Origin of the sequence: Stenotrophomonas beteli, assembly GCF_001431665.1 — a bacterium.
GTDB lineage: Bacteria > Pseudomonadota > Gammaproteobacteria > Xanthomonadales > Xanthomonadaceae > Stenotrophomonas > Stenotrophomonas beteli.
In genome coordinates, this window is the sequence record NZ_LLXV01000042.1 from 1 (window position 1) to 23,492 (window position 23,492).

General features: G+C 66.4%; 21 protein-coding genes and 5 tRNA genes. 21 read left to right on the forward strand and 5 right to left on the reverse strand.

Going from position 1 to position 23,492, the window contains the following annotated elements:
• Positions 1–173: 173 nt before the first annotated feature.
• The 4 genes from ppk2 to hemA form a co-directional block, all read right to left on the reverse strand.
• Entirely contained in the window at positions 174–956 is a 783-nt protein-coding gene (gene ppk2, locus ARC23_RS11060) for a polyphosphate kinase 2 (protein ID WP_057497288.1), read from the reverse strand.
• A gap of 176 nt (positions 957–1,132) precedes the next feature.
• Positions 1,133–2,845: an O-linked N-acetylglucosamine transferase, SPINDLY family protein gene (locus tag ARC23_RS11065; protein WP_057497289.1), complete on the reverse strand. Its 1,713-nt coding sequence runs from the start codon at positions 2,843–2,845 to the stop codon at positions 1,133–1,135.
• A gap of 5 nt (positions 2,846–2,850) precedes the next feature.
• Positions 2,851–3,933: a peptide chain release factor 1 gene (prfA, locus tag ARC23_RS11070; RefSeq protein ID WP_005415394.1), complete on the reverse strand. Its 1,083-nt coding sequence runs from the start codon at positions 3,931–3,933 to the stop codon at positions 2,851–2,853.
• Entirely contained in the window at positions 3,911–5,194 is a 1,284-nt protein-coding gene (gene hemA / locus ARC23_RS11075) for a glutamyl-tRNA reductase (protein WP_057497290.1), read from the reverse strand. The genes prfA and hemA overlap by 23 nt, the downstream gene beginning before the upstream one ends.
• A gap of 63 nt (positions 5,195–5,257) precedes the next feature.
• Here hemA and ARC23_RS11080 point away from each other — a divergent pair, with 63 nt between their 5' ends.
• The 8 genes from ARC23_RS11080 to ychF all read left to right on the forward strand — a co-directional run bounded on the left by ARC23_RS11080 (position 5,258) and on the right by ychF (position 12,220).
• Positions 5,258–6,943 carry a tetratricopeptide repeat protein gene (locus tag ARC23_RS11080; protein WP_203226355.1) on the forward strand — a complete coding sequence of 562 codons (1,686 nt, stop codon included), beginning with the start codon at positions 5,258–5,260 and terminating at the stop codon, positions 6,941–6,943.
• Positions 6,940–7,602, forward strand: coding sequence for a lipoprotein insertase outer membrane protein LolB (lolB, locus tag ARC23_RS11085; RefSeq protein ID WP_057497292.1), 663 nt, complete (start codon positions 6,940–6,942; stop codon positions 7,600–7,602). Before ARC23_RS11080 ends, lolB begins: the two co-directional genes overlap by 4 nt.
• Positions 7,599–8,468 (forward strand): 4-(cytidine 5'-diphospho)-2-C-methyl-D-erythritol kinase, encoded by an 870-nt coding sequence (ispE, locus tag ARC23_RS11090; protein WP_057497293.1) that lies wholly within the window; start codon positions 7,599–7,601, stop codon positions 8,466–8,468. The genes lolB and ispE overlap by 4 nt, the downstream gene beginning before the upstream one ends.
• An 11-nt stretch (positions 8,469–8,479) precedes the next feature.
• Positions 8,480–8,556, forward strand: a tRNA-Gln gene (locus tag ARC23_RS11095).
• A gap of 140 nt (positions 8,557–8,696) precedes the next feature.
• A complete protein-coding gene (locus ARC23_RS11100; protein ID WP_005415400.1) occupies positions 8,697–9,656 on the forward strand; it encodes a ribose-phosphate diphosphokinase in 960 nt (319 codons plus the stop codon).
• A 110-nt stretch (positions 9,657–9,766) separates the two neighbouring features.
• Complete coding sequence (locus ARC23_RS11105) at positions 9,767–10,384, forward strand: 50S ribosomal protein L25/general stress protein Ctc (protein ID WP_005415401.1); 618 nt, start codon at positions 9,767–9,769, stop codon at positions 10,382–10,384.
• Between the two features lie 48 nt (positions 10,385–10,432).
• Entirely contained in the window at positions 10,433–11,011 is a 579-nt protein-coding gene (pth, locus tag ARC23_RS11110; RefSeq protein ID WP_005408192.1) for an aminoacyl-tRNA hydrolase, read from the forward strand.
• 117 nt (positions 11,012–11,128) lie between these two features.
• Positions 11,129–12,220 carry a redox-regulated ATPase YchF gene (gene ychF, locus ARC23_RS11115; RefSeq protein ID WP_057497294.1) on the forward strand — a complete coding sequence of 364 codons (1,092 nt, stop codon included), beginning with the start codon at positions 11,129–11,131 and terminating at the stop codon, positions 12,218–12,220.
• A 584-nt stretch (positions 12,221–12,804) separates the two neighbouring features.
• Here the strand turns inward: ychF and ARC23_RS11120 are convergent.
• Positions 12,805–15,543 (reverse strand): TonB-dependent receptor plug domain-containing protein, encoded by a 2,739-nt coding sequence (locus ARC23_RS11120; RefSeq protein WP_057497295.1) that lies wholly within the window; start codon positions 15,541–15,543, stop codon positions 12,805–12,807.
• Between the two features lie 170 nt (positions 15,544–15,713).
• Between ARC23_RS11120 and ARC23_RS11125 the strand changes: the two genes are divergently transcribed.
• The 13 genes from ARC23_RS11125 (at position 15,714) to rplL (ending at position 23,483) form a co-directional block, all read left to right on the forward strand.
• Positions 15,714–16,730: a cyanophycinase gene (locus tag ARC23_RS11125; RefSeq protein ID WP_057497310.1), complete on the forward strand. Its 1,017-nt coding sequence runs from the start codon at positions 15,714–15,716 to the stop codon at positions 16,728–16,730.
• Positions 16,731–16,835: 105 nt separating this feature from the next.
• On the forward strand, positions 16,836–17,852 hold the full coding sequence (locus ARC23_RS11130; RefSeq protein WP_057497296.1) for an isoaspartyl peptidase/L-asparaginase family protein: 1,017 nt from the start codon (positions 16,836–16,838) through the stop codon (positions 17,850–17,852).
• Between the two features lie 137 nt (positions 17,853–17,989).
• Positions 17,990–18,075 (forward strand) — tRNA-Tyr (locus ARC23_RS11135).
• 24 nt (positions 18,076–18,099) lie between these two features.
• Positions 18,100–18,173, forward strand: a tRNA-Gly gene (locus tag ARC23_RS11140).
• 49 nt (positions 18,174–18,222) lie between these two features.
• Positions 18,223–18,298 (forward strand) — tRNA-Thr (locus ARC23_RS11145).
• A 41-nt stretch (positions 18,299–18,339) separates the two neighbouring features.
• Positions 18,340–19,530, forward strand: a complete 1,191-nt coding sequence (tuf, locus tag ARC23_RS11150; protein WP_057497297.1) for an elongation factor Tu — start codon at positions 18,340–18,342, stop codon at positions 19,528–19,530.
• A gap of 102 nt (positions 19,531–19,632) precedes the next feature.
• Positions 19,633–19,708, forward strand: a tRNA-Trp gene (locus tag ARC23_RS11155).
• Between the two features lie 49 nt (positions 19,709–19,757).
• Positions 19,758–20,171: a preprotein translocase subunit SecE gene (gene secE / locus ARC23_RS11160; protein ID WP_057497298.1), complete on the forward strand. Its 414-nt coding sequence runs from the start codon at positions 19,758–19,760 to the stop codon at positions 20,169–20,171.
• 10 nt (positions 20,172–20,181) lie between these two features.
• Positions 20,182–20,742: a transcription termination/antitermination protein NusG gene (nusG, locus tag ARC23_RS11165; RefSeq protein WP_004154362.1), complete on the forward strand. Its 561-nt coding sequence runs from the start codon at positions 20,182–20,184 to the stop codon at positions 20,740–20,742.
• 257 nt (positions 20,743–20,999) lie between these two features.
• Positions 21,000–21,428: a 50S ribosomal protein L11 gene (gene rplK, locus ARC23_RS11170; protein ID WP_004145248.1), complete on the forward strand. Its 429-nt coding sequence runs from the start codon at positions 21,000–21,002 to the stop codon at positions 21,426–21,428.
• A gap of 4 nt (positions 21,429–21,432) precedes the next feature.
• Entirely contained in the window at positions 21,433–22,131 is a 699-nt protein-coding gene (rplA, locus tag ARC23_RS11175; RefSeq protein WP_004154350.1) for a 50S ribosomal protein L1, read from the forward strand.
• 383 nt (positions 22,132–22,514) lie between these two features.
• Positions 22,515–23,051 (forward strand): 50S ribosomal protein L10, encoded by a 537-nt coding sequence (gene rplJ / locus ARC23_RS11180; protein ID WP_005408203.1) that lies wholly within the window; start codon positions 22,515–22,517, stop codon positions 23,049–23,051.
• A 63-nt stretch (positions 23,052–23,114) separates the two neighbouring features.
• The gene (gene rplL / locus ARC23_RS11185) at positions 23,115–23,483 is read left to right on the forward strand and encodes a 50S ribosomal protein L7/L12 (RefSeq protein ID WP_057497299.1); all 369 of its coding nucleotides are present in this window, start codon (positions 23,115–23,117) and stop codon (positions 23,481–23,483) included.
• Positions 23,484–23,492 lie beyond the last annotated feature (9 nt).

The window sequence follows — 23,492 nt, forward strand, 5'->3', positions numbered from 1 at the left end:
GGGTGGGCAGGACCGTTGGCGCCATGGATGGCGCCATCGAGCCTCCATGGACGGGTCTACGGCGTGTCCTGCCCACCCGCACCGCCCCGCCATCCTGCGGATAGCCCGCTGTTGCCGTTGCCGTTGCCGTTGCGTTGAGCAGGTGCAGGGCCGCAGCCCCAGCCGAACAAACCCTAATCCTCGATCGGGAAGTCCTCGATCGGCTTCAGCACGTCGTAGTGCTCGCGGTGCAGCTTGCCTTTCAGCTTCGGCAGCTCCGGCAACGGTGCATCCACCCGTGTATCGGGCAACCGGTCCAGCAGGTTGCGCACCAGGGTCAACCGCCCAAGCCGCTGGTCGTTGAAATCCACCAGCGTCCACGGTGCCGCCTCGCGATGCGTCGCGCGCAGCATCGCCTCGCGGGCTTCGGTATAGGCGCTGTACTTGCTGCGCGATTTCAGGTCCACCGGGGACAGCTTCCAGCCCTTCAGTGGGTCGAGGTGGCGCTCGGCAAAGCGCTTCTCCTGCTGCTCCTGGTCCACGCACAGCCAGTACTTGAACAGCAGGATGCCGTCGTCGACCAGCAGCTGCTCGAACACCGGTGCCTGGCGCAGGAACTGCTGGTACTCGGTCTCGCTGCAGTAGCCCATCACCCGCTCGACGCCGGCACGGTTGTACCAGCTGCGGTCCATCAGCACGATCTCGCCAGCGGCCGGAAGATGCGCGGCGTAGCGCTGGAAATACCACTGCGTGGCTTCGCGGTCGGTGGGCTTGGGAAGTGCCACCACCCGGCATTGGCGCGGGTTGAGATGCTGGCTGATGGCCTGGATCGCGCCGCCTTTGCCGGCTGTGTCGCGGCCCTCGAACAGGACCAGCAGGCGCTGCCCGCTGTGCTGCACCCAGCGCGCCATCGCGGTCAGTTCCAGCTGCAGCGGCAGCAGCAGTTCGTCGTAGTCCTTGCGCTTGAGCTTGGCCATCGTCACACCACGCGGGGAGGAAGCCCGAGCGTAGCGCAGCGGTGGCTCAGGCGATGTCGACGCCTGGTAGAGTCGACTGTCAGTCGACTATCGCGCGCAGCGCGGGGTTTTAGGCTTCCTGCCGAGGGCAGTCGACTGACAGTCGACTCTACCCAGTCGACATCATCCAATCGACATTACCCAGTCGGTACGGTTGTTCCCAGCCAGCCATGTTCGCGCGCCAGCTGTTGCAGCAGTGCCGACAGGTCGCGGGCGAACCCGGCCATGTCGAACAGGCCACTGCGTTCGCGCGCCTGCGCCAGATCGGCGCGCAGCGCGGCCAGGGCCGATGGGTCGTTGCCCAGCGCAGTGGCGGTGGCGATGAAGGCGGCATCGTCGGTGACGTTCATGTGCACCAGCCCCAGATGATGATTGAGGCTGCCGGCCACGCGCGCGGCAAAGGTATCGCCCGGGCAGGTCAGCACCGGGCAGCCGGCCCACAGCGCATCGGAAGCGGTGGTGTGCGCGTTGTATGGATGGGTGTCAAGGAACAGATCGGCCAGTCGATAGCGGGCCAGGTACTGTGGATGCGGCAGCTTGGGCATGAACACCACGCGCCCCGGATCCAGGCCGGCGGACTGTGCCGCTGCGCGCAGCCGGGCATCGGCCTGGCCGGGGCCGGACAACAGCCACAGCACACTGCCCGGCACTGCATGCAGTACTGCGAAGGCCCGGCCCATGCTGCGCGGGTTGAGCTTGTAGCTGTTGTTGAAGCAGCAGAACACCACGCCCTGTGCGGGCAGGCCGCAGTCGGCGCGGGTCGGCGCGGGTTCCAGCACACGGGTGTTGTCCGAGGGCTGGAAGGCGCGCGGCAGCCGCAGCACGCGTTCGCTGTAATAGGGCTCCAAGGTGGATGGCAGGACGAAGGCATCGCCGACCACCGCATCCATCCACGGCGCGCCCGACGTGCCCGGATAGGCCAGCCAGTTCAATTGCAACGGGGCCGGGCGCATCGCCAGCACCTCCGGCGTGCCGCCACCGCCCCAGCCACGCAGGTCGAACAGCAGATCGATGCCGTGTGCACGGATGCGTGCGGCCGTTTCGGCGTGTCGCAGCCCTGCCACATCGTGCAGCTGGGTCGCCCCCTGCAGTCGCTGGCGGATGCGGCTGCCGTCATCGCGGTTCAGTGCGTACAGATGCAGCTGCAACGCCGGGTCGTGACGCAGCTGCTCGAACAGGGCCACGGTCAGCAGACCGGTTGGATGCGCGCCAAAGCCATTGGAAAGGAAGCCGACCCGCAGCGGGCCGTGCTCGCGAACCTTCACTGCAGGAAGGGGGCGCACCGCCGACGCAACGACCGCGGCGCGTGCGCGCGCACAGGCCAACTGTTCGGCGGCGCTGGCGTCCTCGCTGAGGAAGGCGAACGGTTCGACCACGCCCTGGCCGGAGGCCAGCGCGCCGCGTACCTGTGCGGCCAGGGCCTCCAGGTCCTGCCAGTCGCACAGGCGGCGCTGCCAGGCCAGGCGCTGGGCGGCGATGTAGGGCTCAGCAGGCATCAGCGTGTGCGCGCGCCGATAGGCCGCAGCCGCGCCCTCGGCATCATCGGCATCTTCCAGTGCGTGGCCCAGCCACAGCGCAATGCCGGGATGCCCCGGCGCCAGCGCCGAGGCCTGGCCAAGCAGCTTTGCCGCGTCGGCATGCGCACCGGCCATCCAGGCCACGCGGCCCAGGCGCGCCAGTGCCTCGGGGTGGTTCGGGCGCAGTTGCAATGCACGTCGTGCCGCCTGCTCGCCGGCGGCGATGTCGCCGGCCTCCAGTTCCAGGTCGGCCAGCATCACCCAGGCGACGAAGTCGCCGGGCTGGCGGGCGATCGCCTGTTGCAGGTGCTGCCGCTGCTGCCAGGCCGACATCGCGCTCAGCCCGCCGACAGCTGGGCCAGAGCGTCGACCTGGTGCTCGTGGCTGAGCCGTTGCAGCAGCGGGTCGAGGTCGCCGGCCAGGATGTTGGGCAGGTCGTACAGGGTCAGGCCTTCCACGCGGTGATCGGTGATGCGGCCCTGTGGGAAGTTGTAGGTGCGGATGCGCTGGCTGCGGTCGCCGCTGCCGACCTGCAGGCGCCGCGATTCGGCCTGTGCCGCGTCCTGGCGCTGGCGCTCGGCATCGAGCAGCTGCGCCTTCAGGCGCTTCATCGCCTTGTCGCGGTTGGCGTGCTGGCTGCGCTCGGTCTGGCACTCCACCACCACGCCGGTGGGCACGTGGGTGATGCGGATCGCTGATTCGGTCTTGTTGACGTGCTGGCCACCGGCGCCGGAGGAGCGGAAGGTATCCACCTTGAGGTCAGCCGGATTGATGACGATGTCATCGACTTCGTCGGCTTCGGGAATGATCGCCACCGTGGCGGCGGAGGTGTGGATGCGGCCCTGCGATTCAGTGGCCGGCACGCGCTGCACACGGTGCGTGCCCGATTCGAATTTCAGCCGCGAGAACGCACCGCGGCCGACCACGCGCGCCACCACTTCCTTGTAGCCGCCGTGCTCGCCGGGGTTGTCCGATTCGATCTCGACCTTCCAGCCCTGGCGCTCGGCATAGCGCGCGTACATGCGGAACAGGTCGCCGGCGAAGATCGCGGCTTCGTCGCCGCCGGTGCCGGCGCGTACTTCAAGGAACAGGTTGCCTTCGTCGCGCGGATCGCGCGGCACCAGCAACAGGGCCAGTTCCTGTTCCAGCTCCTGCAGGCGCGCCTGGGCGGCGGCGATTTCCTCGTCGGCCAGCTCGCGCAGATCGGGGTCGGCACGCATGCCTTCGGCGGCGGCCAGGTCGGCCTTGGCACGGGCTTCATCGGCGAGCGCGGCAGCGACCGGCTCCAGTTGGGCGAATTCGCGCGAAAGATCGCGGAAACGGGTGTTGTCGGCGACCACATCGGGTTCGGCGAGCAGGCGTTCCAGTTCTTCGCGGCGCTCGGCCAGCGCTTCCAGCTTACGGCGCAGGGTCGGCGTCATCGGGTCTCACGGGGGAATGGTGGTAACCCGGCGTGGCCGGGAACAGGCGCTGCGCGGCGCGCGTCAGGTCGGCATCGCCGCTCAATGCGGCCGCGCGCAACGCAGCGGTGGGCGGGTGCAGCAGGCGGTTGGTCAGGCCGTGGGCCAGCAGTTCCAGCACTTCATCGGCCGGCTTGCCATTGGCCAGCTGCTGGCGCGCGCGCTCCAGCAGCTCGGCGCGGGTGGCCTCGCCGAACGCGCGCAGCTGCCGCAGCGGGGCCTGGTGGGCGCTGGCCTGCTGGGTCTCGATGAAGCGCGACACCTGCAGGTCGATGATCGCCTCGGCTTCGGCGGCGGCCTCGCGACGGCCACGGCGGTTGTCTTCCACCGCGCGCTCGAGATCGTCGACGGTGTAGAGGAAGGCGTCGTTGAGTGTGCCGACCTCGGCTTCGATGTCGCGCGGCACGGCCAGGTCGAACAGCAGCATCGGCTTGTGCCGGCGCGCGCGCAGCGCCTTGGCGACCATCTCGCGGTGGATCACCGGTTCGCGCGCGGCGGTGGCCGAGAACACCACGTCGGCCTCGGCCAGGTGGCGGTCCAGCTCGGTCAGCGGCAGCGCCACGCCACCGTGGCGGGTCGCCAGCTCCTGGGCGTGGGCGAGGGTGCGGTTGGCGATCAGCAGCCGGCGCACCTTGCCTTCACTCAGGTGGCGCGCGGCCAGTTCAATGGTCTCGCCGGCACCGACCAGCAGTACCGTGGAATCATCCAGGCGCGCGAATGCATTCTGCGCCAGGCGCACCGCCGCCGAGGCCACCGATACCGGGTTGGCCCCCACCTGGGTGTCGGTGCGGGCGCGCTTGGCCACCGAGAAGGTCTGCTGGAACAGCCGGTCCAGGCGCTGGCCCAGCAGGCCGTGGTCGCGCGCGGTGGACCAGGCATCCTTCACCTGGCCCAGGATCTGCGGCTCGCCCAGCACCATCGAGTCCAGCCCGGTGGCGACGCGGAACAGGTGGCGCACGGCCTCGGCATCGGCGTGCTGGTACAGGTAGCCCTGCAGGTCGCCGGCCTGGCTGTGCAGCCACTGGTCCAGCGCCTGTGCCGAATCGGCCACGGCGTACAGTTCGGTGCGGTTGCAGGTGGACAGCAGGACTGCCTCGGCAATCTGCGGGGTGTCGCGCAGCGAACCCAGCGCGCGCGGCAGCGCCTCACCGGCGAAGGCCGCGCGCTCGCGCAGCTCCACCGGTGCGGTCTGGTGATTCAGTCCGAGCACCCACAGGGTCATTGTTCAGTTGCTTGCGATAAGCTGCTGGCCATTGGACGACATTTTAAGGCCCCGATGCCGACGATGCCCGCATTGATTCGCATCCCCAGTGTTCTGCTGCTGTCCCTGGCCTGCGGCCAGGCCCTGGCGGCAGTGCCGGCCAAGGCCCCGGTGCGGGTCCCGGCCACTGAGGAACTGGCGCTGGAACCGGTGATGGCCGGTGAGTTCGCGCTGCAGGCCGGCAAGTTGGCCGAGGCCGCGCGCTGGTACCTGCAGGCGGCCGAGCAGACCGACGGCGATGCCGGCCTGGCCGAGCGTGCCACCCGTATTTCCATGCTGGCCAACGATGATGCCAGCGCCGCAAAGGGCCTGGCCCTGTGGCAACAACGCGCGCCGCGCTCGTTGACACTGCGCAGTGCCGCCGGTGCGCTGGCCATGCGCCAGGGCGACGTGAAGGCGGCCCGCGCCGAGCTGCAGGCACTGCTGGCTGACCCTGATGAACGTGGCTGGAAGTTCGCCCTGGCCGCGCTGATCGGTGGTGGCCGCGATCCAGCGGTGCCGGCACAGGTGCTCGGCGAGCTGGTCGACGCCAACGCCATTCCGCCGAAAATCGAGGCCTGGCAGGAGTTCGGCCGCCTCGCCCTGCGCATGGACAAGCCCGAACTGGCGCGGCGCATGATCGATGAAGTGGTCAAGCGCTTCCCCGAAGAGCCGCGCGTGGCCCTGCTGCGTGCCAGCCAGCTGCAGCAGGCCGGCGAGACCGGCAAGGCACTGGCGCTGCTGCACGACGTCGAGCCGAAGACCCGCCAGGACCCGGAACTGCGCAACGCGGTGGCCATCGCCTACGACAGCCTCGGCCAGCCCTCCGCGGCCGAGCGCGTGCTGGCGTTCGGCCCGCAGGACGTGCAGACCTGGGGCATGCGCGCCTCGCTGCTGGCCAAGCAGGGTGACAAGGCCGCGCTGTCCAACCTGTACAACGAGCTGTCGCGGCAGGCGGCCAAGCCGGACCCGGCGCAGCGCCTGCTGCTGGGCAAGATCGCCGAGTATCTCAAGCGCTATCCCGAGGCGGTGCAGTGGTACCACAGCGTGCCGGGTGGTGATGAGCTGAGCGAGGCGCGCCTGCGCGCAGCCAACGCCCAGGCCCTGGCCGGGCGCCTGCCGCTGGCGCTGGATGAAGTGCACGCGATCCAGTCCGATGCGGTCGTCGATGACGATGTGCGCCGCGACGCCTACCTGCTGGAGGCCGAACTGCGCCAACGCGCCGACGACAGCGCCGGTGAGCTGGATGCGCTGGCCCGCGGCCTGGCGGCGTTCCCCGATGACAACGGCCTGCTGTATGCGCGCGCGCTCACCTGGGAGCGCCGCGATGACATCCCGCGTGCCGAGGCCGACCTGCGCAAGATCCTGGTGACCGACCCGGAGAACGTGCCGACGCTGAACGCACTCGGCTACACCCTGGCCGACCGCACCGGGCGCCTGCAGGAGGCACTGGAGCTGATTGACCGTGCGCGCGTGGCCGAGCCGGACAATGCGGCCATCGTCGACAGCTATGGCTGGGTGCTGTACCGCCTGGGCCGCAAGGAGGAAGCACTGGTGCAGCTGCGCCGCGCCTGGACCCTGGCCAAGGACCCGGAGATCGCCGCCCATGTCGGTGAAGTGCTGTGGGTGCTGGGCAAGCACGACGAGGCCCGCCACTTCTTTGAAGAAGCGGCCAAGCTTGATCCCGAGAACCGCGCGCTGCTGCGCGCCCGCGAGAAGTTCAATCCATGAGTGTTTCCCTGATCCGGCCGTTGTTGTTGGCGGCCGCGACCCTGGCGGTTTCTGCCTGCACCAGCGTGGGTACCCAGAAGACGGCGCCGCCGGCCGTGGTCGAAACGGTTTCGGCCGAGGCGGCGCAGGCCGAAGCGACGCGCGTGGCTACACTGCAGGCACAGCCGGACTGGGCCTTCCAGGGCCGGGTCGCGGTCAGCAAGGGCAAGGACGGCGGCAGCGGTCGCATCGACTGGAAGCAGGAAGGGCGCCGTTACGTGGTCGAGCTGAGCGCGCCGGTGACCCGGCAGAGCTGGAAGCTGAGTGGCGATGCCCATTCCGGAGGGGGGCGCCTGGAAGGGCTGTCCGGCGGTCCGCGCGAGGGCGAGGATGCCCAGCAGCTGCTGCTGGAAGCGACCGGCTGGGACATCCCGGTCAACCAGCTGCCCGAGTGGATCCGCGGCCTGGTGGCGGCTGGCGCCGGCGATGACGCGCAGGCGATCGAACGCGACGGCGAGGGCCGGCCGCGTCGCATGCAGCAGATGGGCTGGCAGGTGCAGTACCTGGACTGGTATCCGGCCGAGGCCGGGCGCCCGGCAGTGCCGCGCCGGATCGAGGCCAGCCGGGGCGATGCCAAGGTGCGCCTGCTGGTGGACCAGTGGGCGCAGGGCGCCCCATGAGTGGCGTAGCCGACGACGCGGGCTGGTCCTGGTGGCCGGCCCCGGCCAAGCTGAACCTGTTCCTGCATATCACCGGCCGCCGCGCCGATGGTTACCACGAGTTGCAGACCGTGTTCCGCCTGCTCGACTGGGGTGACCGCATCGGCCTGCGCCTGCGTGAAGATGGCCAGGTGCGCCGGCAGGGCGAGGGGCTGGCCGGCGTGGCCGAGGCCGATGACCTGGCAGTGCGTGCCGCGCGGCTGCTGAAAGAAGTGGCAAATGTCGCGCAAGGTGCCGACATCATCGTCGAAAAGCATGTTTCTGCCGGTGGCGGCTTTGGGGGCGGCTCCTCGGATGCGGCCACCGTGCTGGTGGCGCTGAACCGGCTCTGGCGGGCCGGCCTGGACGAAGATGCGCTGGCTGCGCTGGGCCTGCGCCTGGGCGCGGACGTGCCGGTGTTCGTGCGTGGCCGCAACGCCTGGGCCGAAGGCGTGGGCGAGCGCCTGCGTCCGATCACGCTCGCTCCGGCCTGGTATGTGGTGGTCGAGCCCGGCGTTCATGTTCCCACCCCGGCCCTGTTCGCAGACCCGGATTTGACGCGCGACAGCCCAGTGGCGAAAATAGAGGACTTCGCTTCCGGGACCCTGGTCGGGAACGCGTTCGAACCGGTGCTGCGCCGCCGTGAGCCTGCCGTCGAGGCCGCGCTCGCAGCGTTGAGCGGCATAGGATCGGCGCGGCTGACCGGTTCGGGAAGTGGTTGTTTCGTCGAGTTCGCATCGCAGTCTGCTGCAGAGCAGGGACGGTCGAAGTTGCCGAAGGAGTTGCGGGCAAGGGTGGCAGCGGGCGTTGCGCGTTCGCCACTGCTGGATGCACTCGAGCAACACTGATTTATCAATGCAGGGGCGTCGCCAAGAGGCCCAAGGCACCAGGTTTTGATCCTGGCATTCGTAGGTTCGAATCCTACCGCCCCTGCCAATAGCGGCTGTGTCCGCGCCTTCCAGCGCATCGCCCGCGCGGGACGTGGAAACAACCGCGGTGTTGTCAGCAGCAAGGGTCCATCGGGGTCCTTGCCGACTCCGGATCCCCGCCACTCGTCCCCGCCCGAGACAATCATGATGCAAGAGTCCCCGAACCTGCTGGTCTTTTCCGGCAACGCCAACAAACGTCTGGCGCAGAACATCTGCAAGGAACTGGGGGTTCGCCCGGGCAAGGCGCTGGTCTCGCATTTCTCCGATGGCGAAGTGCAGGTGGAGATCGAAGAAAACGTCCGCAAGCAGGACGTGTTCGTGATCCAGCCGACCTGCGCGCCGAGCGCGGAAAACCTGATGGAACTGCTGGTGCTGATCGACGCGCTCAAGCGCGCATCGGTGGCCAGCGTGACCGCCGTGGTGCCGTACTTCGGCTACTCGCGCCAGGATCGCCGCATGCGTTCCTCGCGCGTGCCGATCACCGCCAAGCTGGCGGCGAAGATGTTCAGCACCGCTGGCGCTGACCGCGTGCTGACCGTCGACCTGCACGCCGACCAGATCCAGGGCTTCTTCGATATTCCGGTCGACAACGTGTATGCGTCCCCGCTGCTGCTGGCCGACATCTGGCGCGCCTACGGCACCGAGAACCTGATCGTCGTCTCGCCGGACGTGGGCGGCGTGGTCCGCGCCCGTGCAGTGGCCAAGCGCCTGGATGACGCCGACCTGGCGATCATCGACAAGCGCCGCCCGCGCGCCAACGTCTCCACCGTGATGAACATCATCGGTGACGTCGAAGGCAAGACCTGCGTGATGGTCGATGACATCGTCGACACCGCCGGCACCCTGTGCGCCGCTGCCGCTGCCCTGAAGGCGCGCGGTGCGCTCAAGGTCGCCGCCTACTGCACCCACGCGGTGCTGTCGGGCCCGGCGGTGGACAACATCACCAATTCCCAGCTCGACGAGCTGGTGGTGACCGACACCATCCCGCTGAAGGACGCGGCGCGGGTGTGCAGCAAGATCCGCCAGCTGAGCGTGGCGGAAATGCTGGCCGAAACGATGCGCCGCATCGCCTTCGGCGAGTCGGTCAGCTCGCTGTACGTCGACTGAGTTTTTCGCCCCTGCCGGCAACGGTGGGGGCATACCCCGGGTGCTTCTGGTCGCGGAAGCATCTTCAACCGCCACGCCGCAGGGCGCGGCAACAACCTGAGTAGTCGAAAATGTCGAAGACCCATGAAATCAAGGTCACCAAGCGTGAACTGCAGCGTAAGGGTGCGAGCCGCCGCCTGCGTCACGCCGGTGTGATCCCGGCCATCGTGTACGGCGGCAACGCCGAGCCGGTCGCCATCAGCCTGGACCACAACGAAATCTGGCTGGCCCAGCAGAACGAGTGGTTCTATGCCTCGATCCTGGACCTGAACCTGGACGGCCAGGTGCAGAAGGTCCTGCTGCGTGACATGCAGCGCCACCCGTACAAGCAGCTGATCATGCACCTGGACTTCCAGCGCGTGAACGAGAACGAAGCCCTGACCGCTTCGGTCCCGCTGCACTTCGTCAACGAAGACACCTCGCCGGCCGGCAAGGCTGCCGACGTCGTGGTCACCCACGAACTGAAGGAAGTGACCATCACCTGCCTGCCGAAGGACCTGCCGGAGTCGATCGAAGTCGACCTGGGCGAGCTGAAGGCCGGTGACGTGGTGTACCTGTCCGACATCAAGCTGCCGAAGGGCGTGGAAATCCCGGCCCTGGCGCTGGGCAAGGACCACGACGACGCCATCGTCACCGCCAAGGCCGGCAAGGCCGATGCGGCTGACGAAGAAGCGGCTGCCGCCGAGTAATACCGCTACGGTGCCTGCCTCCGGGCAGGCACCGTACTGGAAGGAACCATGGCAGGACTGCGACTGATCGTCGGTCTGGGCAATCCCGGATCGGAACACGCCCGGACCCGGCACAATGCCGGGTTTCATTTCGTTGAGGCCCTGGCGGAAAAAGCCGGTGCACGATGGAATGTGGACAGCAAGCTGTTCGGTGAGACCGCCAAGGTCGAGATCGCCGGGCAGACGGTGTGGCTGCTCAAGCCCGCCACCTTCATGAACCTCAGCGGCAAGTCGGTCACCGCCGCACAGCGGTTCTGGAAGATCGAGCCGGAGGAAACCCTGCTGGCCCACGACGAGCTGGACCTGGCGCCCGGCGTGGCACGATTGAAGTTCGACGGCGGCCACGGCGGCCAGAACGGCCTGCGCGACACCATCCGCCTGCTCGGCCACGGCAAGTTCCATCGCCTGCGCGTAGGCATCGGCCATCCCGGCCACAAGGACCGCGTGGTGGGCTGGGTGCTCGGTCGCCCATCCAAGGAAGACGACGTGCTGATCGCGCGCGCCATCGACGATGCGATCGACGTGATGCCGCTGGCAGTGCAGGGCGATTTCAGCGAAGCGATGAAGCGGCTGCACACCCCGAAGTAGCCTGCTTTGGGTAGGTGCCAACCCTGGTTGGCACACAATGATCGACACCGAGACGGATTGGCCAAGCAGCGCGCGCGCTGTTTCACCAATCACTTTCACCCCAGAGAGCTGTCACCCATGGGTATCAAATGCGGCATCGTCGGCCTGCCCAACGTCGGCAAGTCGACCCTGTTCAATGCGCTGACCAAGGCGGGCATCGCCGCGGCGAACTTCCCGTTCTGCACCATCGAGCCGAACGTCGGCATCGTGCCGGTGCCGGATCCGCGCCTGAACGAGCTGGCGGGCATCATCAACCCGCAGAAGGTCATCCCGACCGCGGTCGAGTTCGTCGACATCGCCGGCCTGGTGGCCGGTGCCGCCAGCGGTGAAGGGCTGGGCAACAAGTTCCTGGCGCACATCCGCGAAGTCGATGCGATCACTCACGTGGTGCGCTGCTTCGAGCACGGCGACATCGTGCACGTGGCCGGCAAGGTCGACCCCATCTCGGACATCGAAACCATCGACACCGAACTGGCGCTGGCTGACCTGGACAGCGTCGAGAAGGCGCTGAACCGTGCCGAGCGTGCGGCCAAGGGTGGCGACAAGGACGCGGCGGCGCGCAAGCCGGTGCTGGCCAAGCTGCAGGCCGCACTGTCCGACGGCAAGGCCGGTCGCTCGGCCGGCCTGGACGAGGAAGAGAAGGCGCTGGTGCGCGACCTGTTCCTTCTGACCCTGAAGCCGGTGATGTACATCGCCAACGTGCTGGAAGACGGTTTCGACAACAACCCGCACCTGGAAGCCGTGCGTGCGCATGCTGCCGCCGAAGGCGCGCAGGTGGTGCCGGTGTCGGCCGCGATCGAAGAAGAGCTGTCCCAGCTCGACGACGAGGACCGCGATACCTTCCTGGCCGACCTGGGCCTGAGCGAGCCGGGCCTGAACCGCGTGATCAACGCGGCCTACAGCCTGCTCGGCCTGCAGACCTACTTCACTGCCGGCGTGAAGGAAGTCCGTGCGTGGACCGTGCGCAAGGGCGCCACCGCCCCGCAGGCCGCGGCGGTCATCCACACCGACTTCGAGAAGGGCTTCATCCGCGCCGAAACCATCGCGTATGACGACTTCATCAAGTACAAGGGCGAAGCCGGCGCCAAGGAAGCCGGTCGCCTGCGCCTGGAAGGCAAGGAATACCGTGTGCAGGAAGGCGACATCCTGCACTTCCGCTTCAACGTCTGATCCAGCGGCATCGGATCGGCCCCGGACGCCCCGCCTTGCGCGGGGCGTCTGCGTTTCCGGTATGGACAAAAAAACACCACGTTGCGAAACGCTTGCGGCGTGATGCTTGCCGGCACTTGTCCACAGCAAACTCCCATCGCTTTCCACGTCGGGTGTGGAAAACCCCGCGTACCGCCGTAGAGCCGAGCCCATGCATCGGCTGATGCCAGCCGGAGCCGAGCATGGGCTCGGCGCTACACGAGCCTGCCCGCGTCACCTGGACAAAATTTCACCGCGCGCGAAAACGCCTGCCGCGTAACGCTCGCACCCACTTGTCCACATCAAGTTCCCATCGCTCTCCACGTACCGTGTGGAAAACAATCTGGGTCGTGGACAAAAAATAACCACGCCCGGAAACGCCTGCGGCGCAGTGCTCCCGCCCACTTGTCCACACCAAGTTCCCATCGCTTTCCACGTACGGTGTGGAAAACCCCGGATGGCCCGCTCTGGCAGTCGCCCACCAAGGTGGGCATCAACCAAGGCCGCAAACAACAAGGCCCGCCAATGGCGGGCCCTGCTGTCCACATCCTGCAATGCGGCGTGCCTTACAGCGCGCTGCCGCCGAACTTGTGGGTGTACTGCAGGTTGATCGTGCGGCCGACACTGTCGAACCAGGACACGTCGTAGTACGGGTAGGCCGTATAGGTCAGGTCCTTCGGCGGCATCTTGTTGAACACGTTGACCACCGACAGCGACAGGCGCGAATGGTCGTCGAAGCGGTACTGCACCGATGCGTTGTAGCGGTAGGTTGCCTTGACGTACGGGCTGTCGCCGCTGTCCCAGTCGAATACCTGGTCGTAGCTGTCCGAGGTCGGCAGCTTGCCCAGGCGCGAGCCGTAGACCGTGGCCGACCACGCCGCCTTCTCCCAGGTCACGCTCAGGCTGGTCTTGGTTCGCGGAATGTCGAAGCCGCTGTTGACTGCGAACTGGTCCTCGCTCACATCGCCAGCGAAACGCTGGAAATCATGCTGCTTCACCCAGGTGTGGGTGCCGTTGAGGATGAAGTCACCGATGCGGGTCTGCAGGCGGTAGCGCAGGCCGACGTCGATGCCGGACGTGGACTCGCGGGCGACGTTGATCGGCTCTACGCGCACGCCGTACAGGCGGCCGTCGGCGGTACGGGTGATGCGGCCAAGCGCGTCCACGCAGGTCGGCGAGCGGATGTCTGCGCTGCCAAGGCGGCAGTTGGCTTCATTGGCCAGGATCGTGCGCACGTCCATATCCTGCACCTGGTTGCGCATGTCGATGTCGAACCAGTCCACCGACAGGTCCAGGCCGATGGCCGGCGACCAGACGAATCCGGCGCTCCACGAGGTGCTGGTTTCCGGGTCGAGCTGGCGGTTGCCGGTGCGGCTGCGGACCAGATCGCGCTCGTAGTCGGCGCAGTCGCTGGCCTCTTCCAGGCGGCAGGTGTACAGATCTTCGGCGCTGGTCTCGTCGTTGCCCGGGCCTGCGAACACGTAGTGCAGGTCCGGCGCCCGGAACGCGGTGCCATACGAACCGCGCACCAGCAGGGAATCGATCGGGCGCCATTCCAGGCCGCCGCTCCAGGTGGCCTTGCCGATGGTGTGGCCGGAATAACGGTACTGGTCGTAACGGCCGGCCACGCTCAGGTTGACCGTCTCATGCAGGGGCAGGCGCAGTTCGGCGGCGGTGGCCCAGCGGTTGCGCGAGCCCTTGCCGTCTGAATCCTTCCAGCTGTAGTAGTAGTACTGCGTCGCCAGCGGATCGGGATTGAGCGAGTACGCCTGCTGGCCCACTTCCACGGTGGCCGCGAAGCCGGCATCGCCCCCCGGCAGGCCGAACAGTTCGCTGTTGGTCAGGGTGAAGGCCGCCGTCTCCGTGCGCGACTTCGGGGTGTAGGTCGTGCGCGCGGCAATCGAATCGTACTCGGCGCGGGTCAGCGGCCGGTACAGGCGCGACGGGTCGGCGTTGTAGATCGGGAAGCCTTCATCATCCTCGCCCAGCTGCGGGCCCAGGAACAGGTCATTGGCCCTGGCGGCGACGATCTGCGCCCAGCTGATGCGGGACTGGTACTGCGAGTGGCCCAGGGCAGCTTCGTAGTCCCAGTTGCCGGCCAGATTGCCCTTGAAGCCGGTGGTCACGCTGAAGGTGCGCTGCGTGCTGCGCACCATGGCGTTGCGCAGTCCGCCCATTTCCTCAGGGGAGAACTGCCGCTGCCAGAACTCGATCCCGCCGGTGGCTTCGTTGTTGAAGTAGCCCGACTCATCGCCGTTGGCGTCCATGCGGCCCCACGAGGTGACGTCGCGCATCAGCGACAGCGTGTGGTAGCCCAGCTGTACATCGGCGAACCACTGCTGGCCGTTGTCGAAGTCGTAGCTCAGCGACGCGTAGCCGTTGGCGCCGCGGCGCTTGTTCAGGATGGTGCCGTAACCGATCGATGCGTCGCTGCCGCAGTAGTAGCCGTAACGCGGCCGGTAGGCGTGGTAGGTGCTGCCCTGGTTCTGTGCGGCCAGTGCATCGCAGGTGGCCACACCCGGGTCCAGATAGTCATCGTTGTAGTCGGTGCGCAGATAGGCGCGACGGCCGATGCGCGAACCTTCGGTGGGGCCGTCCTGGGTCGAATCCTGGATGCCGCGCTGGTAGGCCCACAACGGGGTCTGCGACTGCAGCTCGACGCTGTACACGGCGTTGAAACCGCCGTGGCTGAATCCACTGGCGATGCTCATGTCGAACGATTCGCCACCGCCTTCAGTGGTGGTGCCCATGCGCAGGTCAACCGTGGTGCCGTCGGCCTTCTTCTTCAGGATGAAGTTGACCACGCCGGCGATCGCATCCGAACCGTAGATGGCCGAGGCGCTGCCGGTCAGCACTTCGATGCGCTCGATCATCCCCAGCGGAATGTTGGAGACGTCGGTGAAATTGCTGCGGCCCTTGAACGGCATCGGGAAGTCGGCGATGCGGCGGCCATTGACCAGCACCAGGGTGTGGTTCGGGCCAAGCCCGCGCAGGTCTACCTGCTGCGCGCCCGGCGAGAAGTCGGCGCCGTTGGACGATTGCTGGCTCTGGGTCTCGCCGCCGTTCTGGGTCATCGCACGCAGCACGTCCGGCACGCTGGTGAAACCGCTCGAGCGGATCTGCTCGGCATTGATCACCGTGATCGGGGCGGGGCCTTCCACCTGGGCGCGCGGAATGCGCGAACCGGTGACCTGCACCGCATCCAGTTGTTGAACCGAAGAAGAAGCCGGTGCCTGGGCCGCTGCGGAAGCAGCCACGCCCAGCAACGCCAGCTGGATCGACCACGCCATCGCCTGTCTACGCATGAGGAATTCTCAAGAATGATGCCGGCCCGCAGAGGAGGGGCCCTGTCCCCCATTCATGTTTGAGCAATGGGCGCGCGCATTTAACGCCTTTTTCATGCTCTTGACTACTGGGTGGCCATCTGGCAAAGAGTGAAAACGCTTGCAGGTCGATTTTGTTCAGGGAGATCAAGATGCGACGCCTCCATCGGGCCCTGGCCCCGATCACCTGGCTGGTGGTCCTGGTGCTGGCCTGGCCGCTGGCCACGTCCGCGCAAGACCTGCACGGTCCGGGCTTTGCCTACTACGAAGTGGGCGATCTGGACGCGCCGCGCCCCGGTCCGCGCGCCCCGGCCATGATGCTGATGGGCGGTGGTGAATGGGTGCCCGGCGCCTTCCAGTGGTGGTTGCGGCAGGCCGGCAACGGGCGCGTGCTGATCCTGCGTGCCTCCGGCAGCGATGAACTGCAGGACCGGCTGTACCACGACATCGGCGGCACCACCGCCGTGCAGACCCTGGTCTTTGACAGCCGCCGTGGCGCCGACGATCCGGCCGTGCTGCGCGTGGTGGCGGCAGCCGACGCCATCTTCATCGCCGGTGGCGACCAGTCGCGCTACATCCGCTTCTGGAAAGGCACCGCGCTCAACCGTGCGCTCAATGCACACGTGCGTGCCGGCAAGCCGATCGCCGGCACCAGTGCTGGCCTGGCGATCCTTGGCGGCTACGCCTATGGCGCGCTGGATGGGGGCAGCATCACCTCCGCCGGTGCGCTGGCCGATCCCATGGGCAGCGCGGTCACCCTGGACCATGGTTTCCTGCAGATGCCTTACCTGCAGCGCGTGGTCACCGACACCCACTTCGACAAGCGTGACCGGCTCGGTCGCCTGATCGTGTTCGTGGCGCGCGCCGCGCAGGACAGCGGTGATCCCGGCATCGTCGGCATCGGCGTGGATGAAGACACCGCGCTGTGCGTGGAACCCGATGGCCAGGCCCAGGTCTACAGTGCCGATGGCGAGGGCAAGGTCTGGGTGGTCAGTCCCGGTCGCGATGCCGACCGACTGGTGGAGGGTGAACCCTTGCGCTTCCATGCGGTGCCGGTGAGGGTGGTCGCCAGCGGCAGCCGCATGCGGCTGGATGATGTCCAGGCCGGGGCCGACTACCACGCCCTGGCCGACATCGACGACGGCGCAATCGAGTTCACGCTTCGGTAGTGCCGGCCGCTGGCCGGCAACGCACATTCCCTGATACGCCCCTCGCCGGCCAGCGGCCGGCACTACCCTGCAATCCATTCCTCGTTACTGCTGGAGACGTACCTGATGAAACTGCGCCTGGCGCTGTCCGCGCTGTTGTCCCTGCCGATGCTCGCCCAGGCCGCGCCGGCGGCTTCGCCGCTGCTGGTCATCCACGGCGGTGCCGGTGTCGAGCGCAAGGATCTGTCGCCGGCCGAAGAGAAGGCCGCGCGCGAGGCACTGCGTGCCGCGCTGCTGAAGGGCCACGCCGAACTGGCCGCCGGCCGTCCGGCGCTGGCCGCGGTCACGGCGGCGATCACCGTGCTTGAGGACGATCCCACCTTCAATGCGGGAAAGGGGGCCGTGTTCACCCACGACGGCCGCAATGAGCTGGATGCCGCGGTCATGGACGGCGCCACCCTGGCCGCCGGTGCGGTGGCAGGCGTGCAGCGGGTGCGCAACCCGATCCTGCTCGCGCAGACGGTGATGCAGAAGTCCAGGCACGTGATGATGGTTGGGCAGGGCGCTGAGGCGTTCGCAGTGGAGCAGGGCACGGCGTTGGTCGATCCGTCGTACTTCCGCACCGAAAAGCGCTGGCAGCAGCTGCAGCGTGCGTTGAAGGAAGAGGCCAGCGGCCAGGCCCATGCCGACCTGGAGACCGCAAGGCATTTCGGAACTGTCGGTGCGGTCGCCCTGGATGCGCAGGGGCAGCTCGCGGCGGGCACCTCCACCGGCGGCATGACCAACAAGCGCTATGGCCGGGTGGGCGACTCGCCGATCATCGGTGCGGGCACCTGGGCCGATGCGCGCTGCGCCGTGTCAGGCACCGGCTGGGGCGAGTACTACATCCGCACGGCCGCAGCGTACGAGATCTGTGCACGCATGCGCTACCAGGGGCAGACCCCGGAACAGGCGGGCAAAGGCGTGATCAACGAATCGATTCCGAAGATGGGCGGCGACGGCGGCGCGATCGTGCTCGCGGCGGACGGAAAAATGGCCACGCCGTTCAACACCCAGGGCATGTATCGGGGCTGGATTGGCGCCGACGGTGTCCCTCATGTCGCAATTTTCGCCAGCGAGACCCTGCCGGTCCCCGGGCAATAACCTTGCGTATCAATGGGTTTGCGACAACGTGTGAAAAAGATGGAAAAAAGCGTTGACAGGCCTCCGTCCCATCAGCAGAATAAGCGGCTCACCACCACACACCGCAACGCTTCGGCGGCAACGGAACGGGGTGGTAAGGAGGGATACCCAAGCGGCCAACGGGGGCAGACTGTAAATCTGCTGGCTTACGCCTTCGGTGGTTCGAATCCACCTCCCTCCACCAGTTTCACGTTGTGACATTCCCGGCGCGGGAGTAGTTCAATGGTAGAACCTCAGCCTTCCAAGCTGATGGTGCGGGTTCGATTCCCGTCTCCCGCTCCATTGAATGAACTTTGAATATTATCGAGTTCATGTCATAATGCAAAACTCGGCTCACGTAGCTCAGTCGGTAGAGCACTTCCTTGGTAAGGAAGAGGTCGAAGGTTCGATTCCTTTCGTGAGCACCATCTTCAGCATCACCTCTCAGACGAATTCGAGATAAGCAGCCATGGCCAAGGGTAAGTTCGAGCGCACCAAGCCGCACGTCAACGTCGGCACCATCGGTCACGTCGACCACGGCAAGACCACGCTGACCGCCGCACTGACCAAGATCGGTGCCGAGCGCTTCGGTGGCGAGTTCAAGGACTACTCCGCGATCGACGCTGCGCCGGAAGAGAAGGCGCGTGGTATCACGATCTCGACCGCGCACGTCGAATACGAATCCCCGACCCGTCACTACGCCCACGTTGACTGCCCGGGCCACGCTGACTACGTCAAGAACATGATCACCGGTGCCGCCCAGATGGACGGCGCGATCCTGGTGTGCTCGGCCGCTGACGGCCCGATGCCGCAGACCCGCGAACACATCCTGCTGTCGCGTCAGGTCGGTGTGCCGTACATCGTCGTGTTCCTGAACAAGGCCGACATGGTGGACGACGCCGAGCTGCTCGAGCTGGTCGAGATGGAAGTGCGCGAGCTGCTGAGCAAGTACGAGTTCCCGGGCGACGACACCCCGATCATCGCGGGTTCGGCCCGCCTGGCGCTGGAAGGCGACCAGAGCGACATCGGCGTGCCGGCCATCATCAAGCTGGTCGAGGCGCTGGACACCTGGATTCCGGAGCCGGAGCGTGCGATCGACAAGCCGTTCCTGATGCCGGTGGAAGACGTGTTCTCGATCTCGGGTCGCGGCACCGTGGTGACCGGTCGTATCGAGCGCGGCGTGATCAAGGTCGGCGACGAAATCGAAATCGTCGGTATCCGTCCGACCCAGAAGACCACCGTCACCGGCGTGGAAATGTTCCGCAAGCTGCTGGACCAGGGTCAGGCAGGTGACAACGCCGGTCTGCTGCTGCGCGGCACCAAGCGTGACGACGTCGAGCGCGGTCAGGTTCTGGCCAAGCCGGGTTCGATCACCCCGCACACCGAGTTCGAAGGCGAAGTCTACGTCCTGTCGAAGGACGAGGGCGGCCGTCACACCCCGTTCTTCAACGGCTACCGTCCGCAGTTCTACTTCCGCACCACCGACATCACCGGCGCTGCCAAGCTGCCGGAAGGCGTCGAAATGGTGATGCCGGGTGACAACGTCAAGATGGTCGTCACCCTGATCAACCCGGTGGCCATGGACGAAGGCCTGCGCTTCGCCATCCGCGAAGGTGGCCGTACCGTCGGCGCCGGCGTGGTCTCGAAGATCATCAAGTAAGCCTGCAGTGCCGGCGGTTGCATAGCGCTGCCGGTTACGCGAATGGCGGGCCGGGAACCTCGGTCCGCCTTCGCCGTCTAAGGGAAGGCAAGTTTCAAACGTACGCCAGTAGCTCAATTGGCAGAGCAGCGGTCTCCAAAACCGCAGGTTGGGGGTTCGAGTCCCTCCTGGCGTGCCATCTGCCCACCTTATCCAGCGGCCTGGGCCGCTAAAGCAGACACAGCCGGATGAATAGCAAGATCGAACACTCCAAGGACACCTCCGCCACGGGCGGGGATATCGTCAAGTATGTCGCCGCATCGCTGCTGGTGCTGGCCGGTCTGTTCGTCTGGTTCTGGTTCTCCGCCGACTCCGGTCGCGCCGCCCAGCTGGGTGCGTGGGGCGGTCAGTTGCGTGCGTTGGCGGTTGTGGTCGGCCTGGTTGGCGGTATCGGCGTGTTCATGCTGACCGGCAAGGGGCGCGACACCCGCGAATTCCTCTCCGAGTCGCGTTTCGAACTGCGCAAGGTGGTCTGGCCGACGCGCCAGGAAGCCATCCGCATGACCTGGGTCGTGATGGTGGTGGTAACCATTCTCAGCCTGCTGCTGGGTGGGTTCGATTACGTCATTCAGTGGCTGGTTCAGCTGTTCCTGAGCCGCTAAGGAGATTTGCATGAAGCGTTGGTACGTCGTTCACGCCTATTCGGGCTTCGAGAAGTCGGTGGCGCAGGCTCTGCGCGATCGCATCGTCCGTGACGGCATGGAAGAGCGCTTCGGCGACGTCCTGGTCCCGACCGAAGAAGTGGTCGAGATGCGCGCTGGCCAGAAGCGCCGCTCCGAGCGCAAGTTCTTCCCGGGCTACGTGCTGGTCCAGATCGAGACCCACGAAGAAGCCGGCATCCCGCGCATCGACAACGAAAGCTGGCACTTGGTCAAGGAAACCCCGCGTGTGATGGGCTTCATCGGCGGCACCGCCGATCGTCCGTTGCCGATCGCCGACTCCGAGGCCGAAGCCATCCTGAATCGTGTTCAGGAAGGTGTCGAGAAGCCGCGCCCGAAGGTGCTGTTCGAGCCGGGCCAGATGGTCCGCGTCACCGACGGCCCGTTCAACGATTTCAATGGCGTCGTCGAAGAAGTCAACTACGAGAAGAGCCGTCTGCGCGTCTCGGTACTGATCTTCGGTCGTGCCACGCCCGTCGAGCTCGAGTTCGGCCAGGTCGAAAAGGCCGTCTGATCCAGCTGTAGAGTCGAGCCATGCTCGACTCCTGAACAGAAACCGGGCTTGGCCCGGTTTCTCTCGTTTACGTGCCGCTTCAGGCATGTGAAGGGAAAACCTGTTATAGTGCGCGGCTCCCCGCTGGGAAGCCAGCGGGACGAGGCCGCCGGAAGGTGGCCTTCGGCATGATTTCAAAACGCGATGCCGGGACGCGTGATTCCCGGTCCGATGGGGAGCCTGTTGTCGAAAGGCGCTAGCACCCGGAGAGCACTCACATGGCAAAGAAAGTTGTCGGTTACATCAAGCTGCAGGTGAAGGCCGGTCAGGCCAACCCCTCGCCGCCGGTCGGTCCCGCGCTGGGTCAGCGTGGTCTGAACATCATGGAATTCTGCAAGGCGTTCAACGCTGCCACGCAGAAGCTCGAGCCGGGTCTGCCGGTTCCGGTGATCATCACGGCCTACTCGGACCGTACGTTCACCTTCATCACCAAGAGCACCCCGGCCACCACCCTGCTGAAGAAGGCCGCTGGCATCTCGTCGGGCTCCAAGCGCCCGAACACCGAGAAGGTCGGCAAGGTCACCCGTAAGCAGCTGGAAGAGATCGCCAAGGCGAAGGAACCGGATCTGACTGCCGCCGACCTGGACGCCGCCGTGCGTACCATCGCTGGCTCTGCCCGTTCCATGGGCCTCGTGGTGGAGGGTTAATAAGATGGCACAGACCAAGCGTGAGAAGGCCATCAAGGCCGCCGTCGTTCCGGGCAAGGCATACGCCTTCGAGGACGCGATCAACATCCTGAAGAGCGCCACCAAGGCCAAGTTCGTCGAGTCGATCGACGTTGCCGTGCGCCTGGGCGTCGATGCGAAGAAGTCCGACCAGCAGGTCCGTGGCTCCACCGTGCTGCCGGCCGGTACCGGCAAGTCGGTCCGCGTTGCCGTGTTCGCTCCGGCCGGTGCCAAGGCTGACGAAGCCCTGGCCGCTGGCGCCGAAGCCGTCGGTATGGATGACTTGGCCGAGAAGATGCAGGCCGGCGATCTGAACTACGACGTCGTCATCGCGACCCCGGACGCCATGCGCGTCGTCGGTAAGCTGGGCACCGTGCTGGGCCCGCGCGGCCTGATGCCGAACCCGAAGGTCGGCACCGTTTCCCCGAACCCGGGTGAAGCCGTGAAGAACGCCAAGTCGGGTCAGGTCCGTTACCGCACCGACAAGGCCGGCATCATCCACTGCACCATCGGCAAGGCCGACTTCGCCGAAGACGCGCTGAAGTCGAACCTGACCGCGCTGCTGCTGGACCTGATCAAGGCCAAGCCGGCCACCTCGAAGGGCACCTACCTGCAGAAGGTTTCGGTCAGCTCGACGATGGGCCCGGGCGTCACCGTCGACCAGTCGTCGCTGACCCTGAAGTAATTGTTTGAAGCGGTCACGGTGCCCCGGGTGCCGTGACCGTGACATTTGAAGGCATCGCTGGCAGTGCATCGCCGGTGGTAGCCGTCAAAGACCGCAGGCGCGGTCGTGGCAATACCGGCGACGGGCACGGAAGCTCGATCTGGCAAGGAGTCGCCGCCGGAGCAGTCATGAGCGCTTAATCGATTCCCCGGAATCACCCTGCGTAGATGGTGCCCTTCTGGAGTTTTTCTGGTTCACGCATGTCTGGGATTTCCCTGATTGCCTCCAGGTCTGGAACGGCCCACCCCCGGAACATCATCCCGATGTTCCCGGCGTCCAGGACGGATGCCGCACAGGACCGCACACGGCAGGAGCCGTAAGCGGAGTTCAATAGGAGGAGTGCAATGGCTCTCAATCTGTCCCAGAAGCAAGAAGTAGTCGCCGAGCTGGCAGACGTCGCCGCCAAGGCCCACTCCTTGATCGCAGCCGAATACGCTGGCACCACGGTCGCCCAGATGACCGCGATGCGCAAGCAGGCTCGTGAAACCGGTGTTTTCTTGAAGGTTGTCAAGAACACCCTGGCTTCGCGCGCCGTTGAAGGCACCGAGTTCGCAGTCGCCCAGGACCAGATGGTTGGTCCGCTGCTGTACGCGTTCTCGCTCGAGGAGCCCGGCGCTGCCGGTCGCCTGATCAAGGAAGCCGCCAAGGGCAACGACAAGCTGAAGGCTAAGGTCGTCGCCATCGGTGGCGAAGTGTTCCCGGCAAGCCACGTTGACGTGCTGGCCTCGCTGCCGACCCGCGATCAGGCCCTGGCCATGCTGGCCCGCGTCCTGACCGAGCCGGTCACGATGTTCGCCCGCGCGATCAAGGCTGTTGGCGAGAAGCAGGGGGGTGGCGACGTCGCCGCCGACGCTGCCGAGCCGGCCGCCGAGACCGCCTGAGTTTCGACTTACCGTGGTTCCTGACGGAACCTCAACCCAGAAAATCATCCAAAGGTATTTATCATGTCCCTTACCAACGAACAGATCGTCGACGCCATCGCCGAGAAGTCCCTGATGGAAGTGATGGAGCTGGTCAAGGCCATCGAAGAGAAGTTCGGCGTCTCCGCCGCTGCTCCGGTTGCCGTGGCTGCTGCCGCCGGCCCGGCTGCTGCTGTTGAAGAGCAGACCGAATTCACCGTCACCCTGAAGACTGCCGGCGAGAAGAAGGTCGAAGTCATCAAGGCCGTCCGCGCCATCACCGGCCTGGGCCTGAAGGAAGCGAAGGACCTGGCCGAAGCCGGTGGCGTCCTGAAGGAAGCCGCTTCGAAGGACGAAGCCGAGAAGATGAAGAAGGACCTGGAAGCTGCTGGCGCGACTGTCGAAGTCAAGTAAGCACTTCCC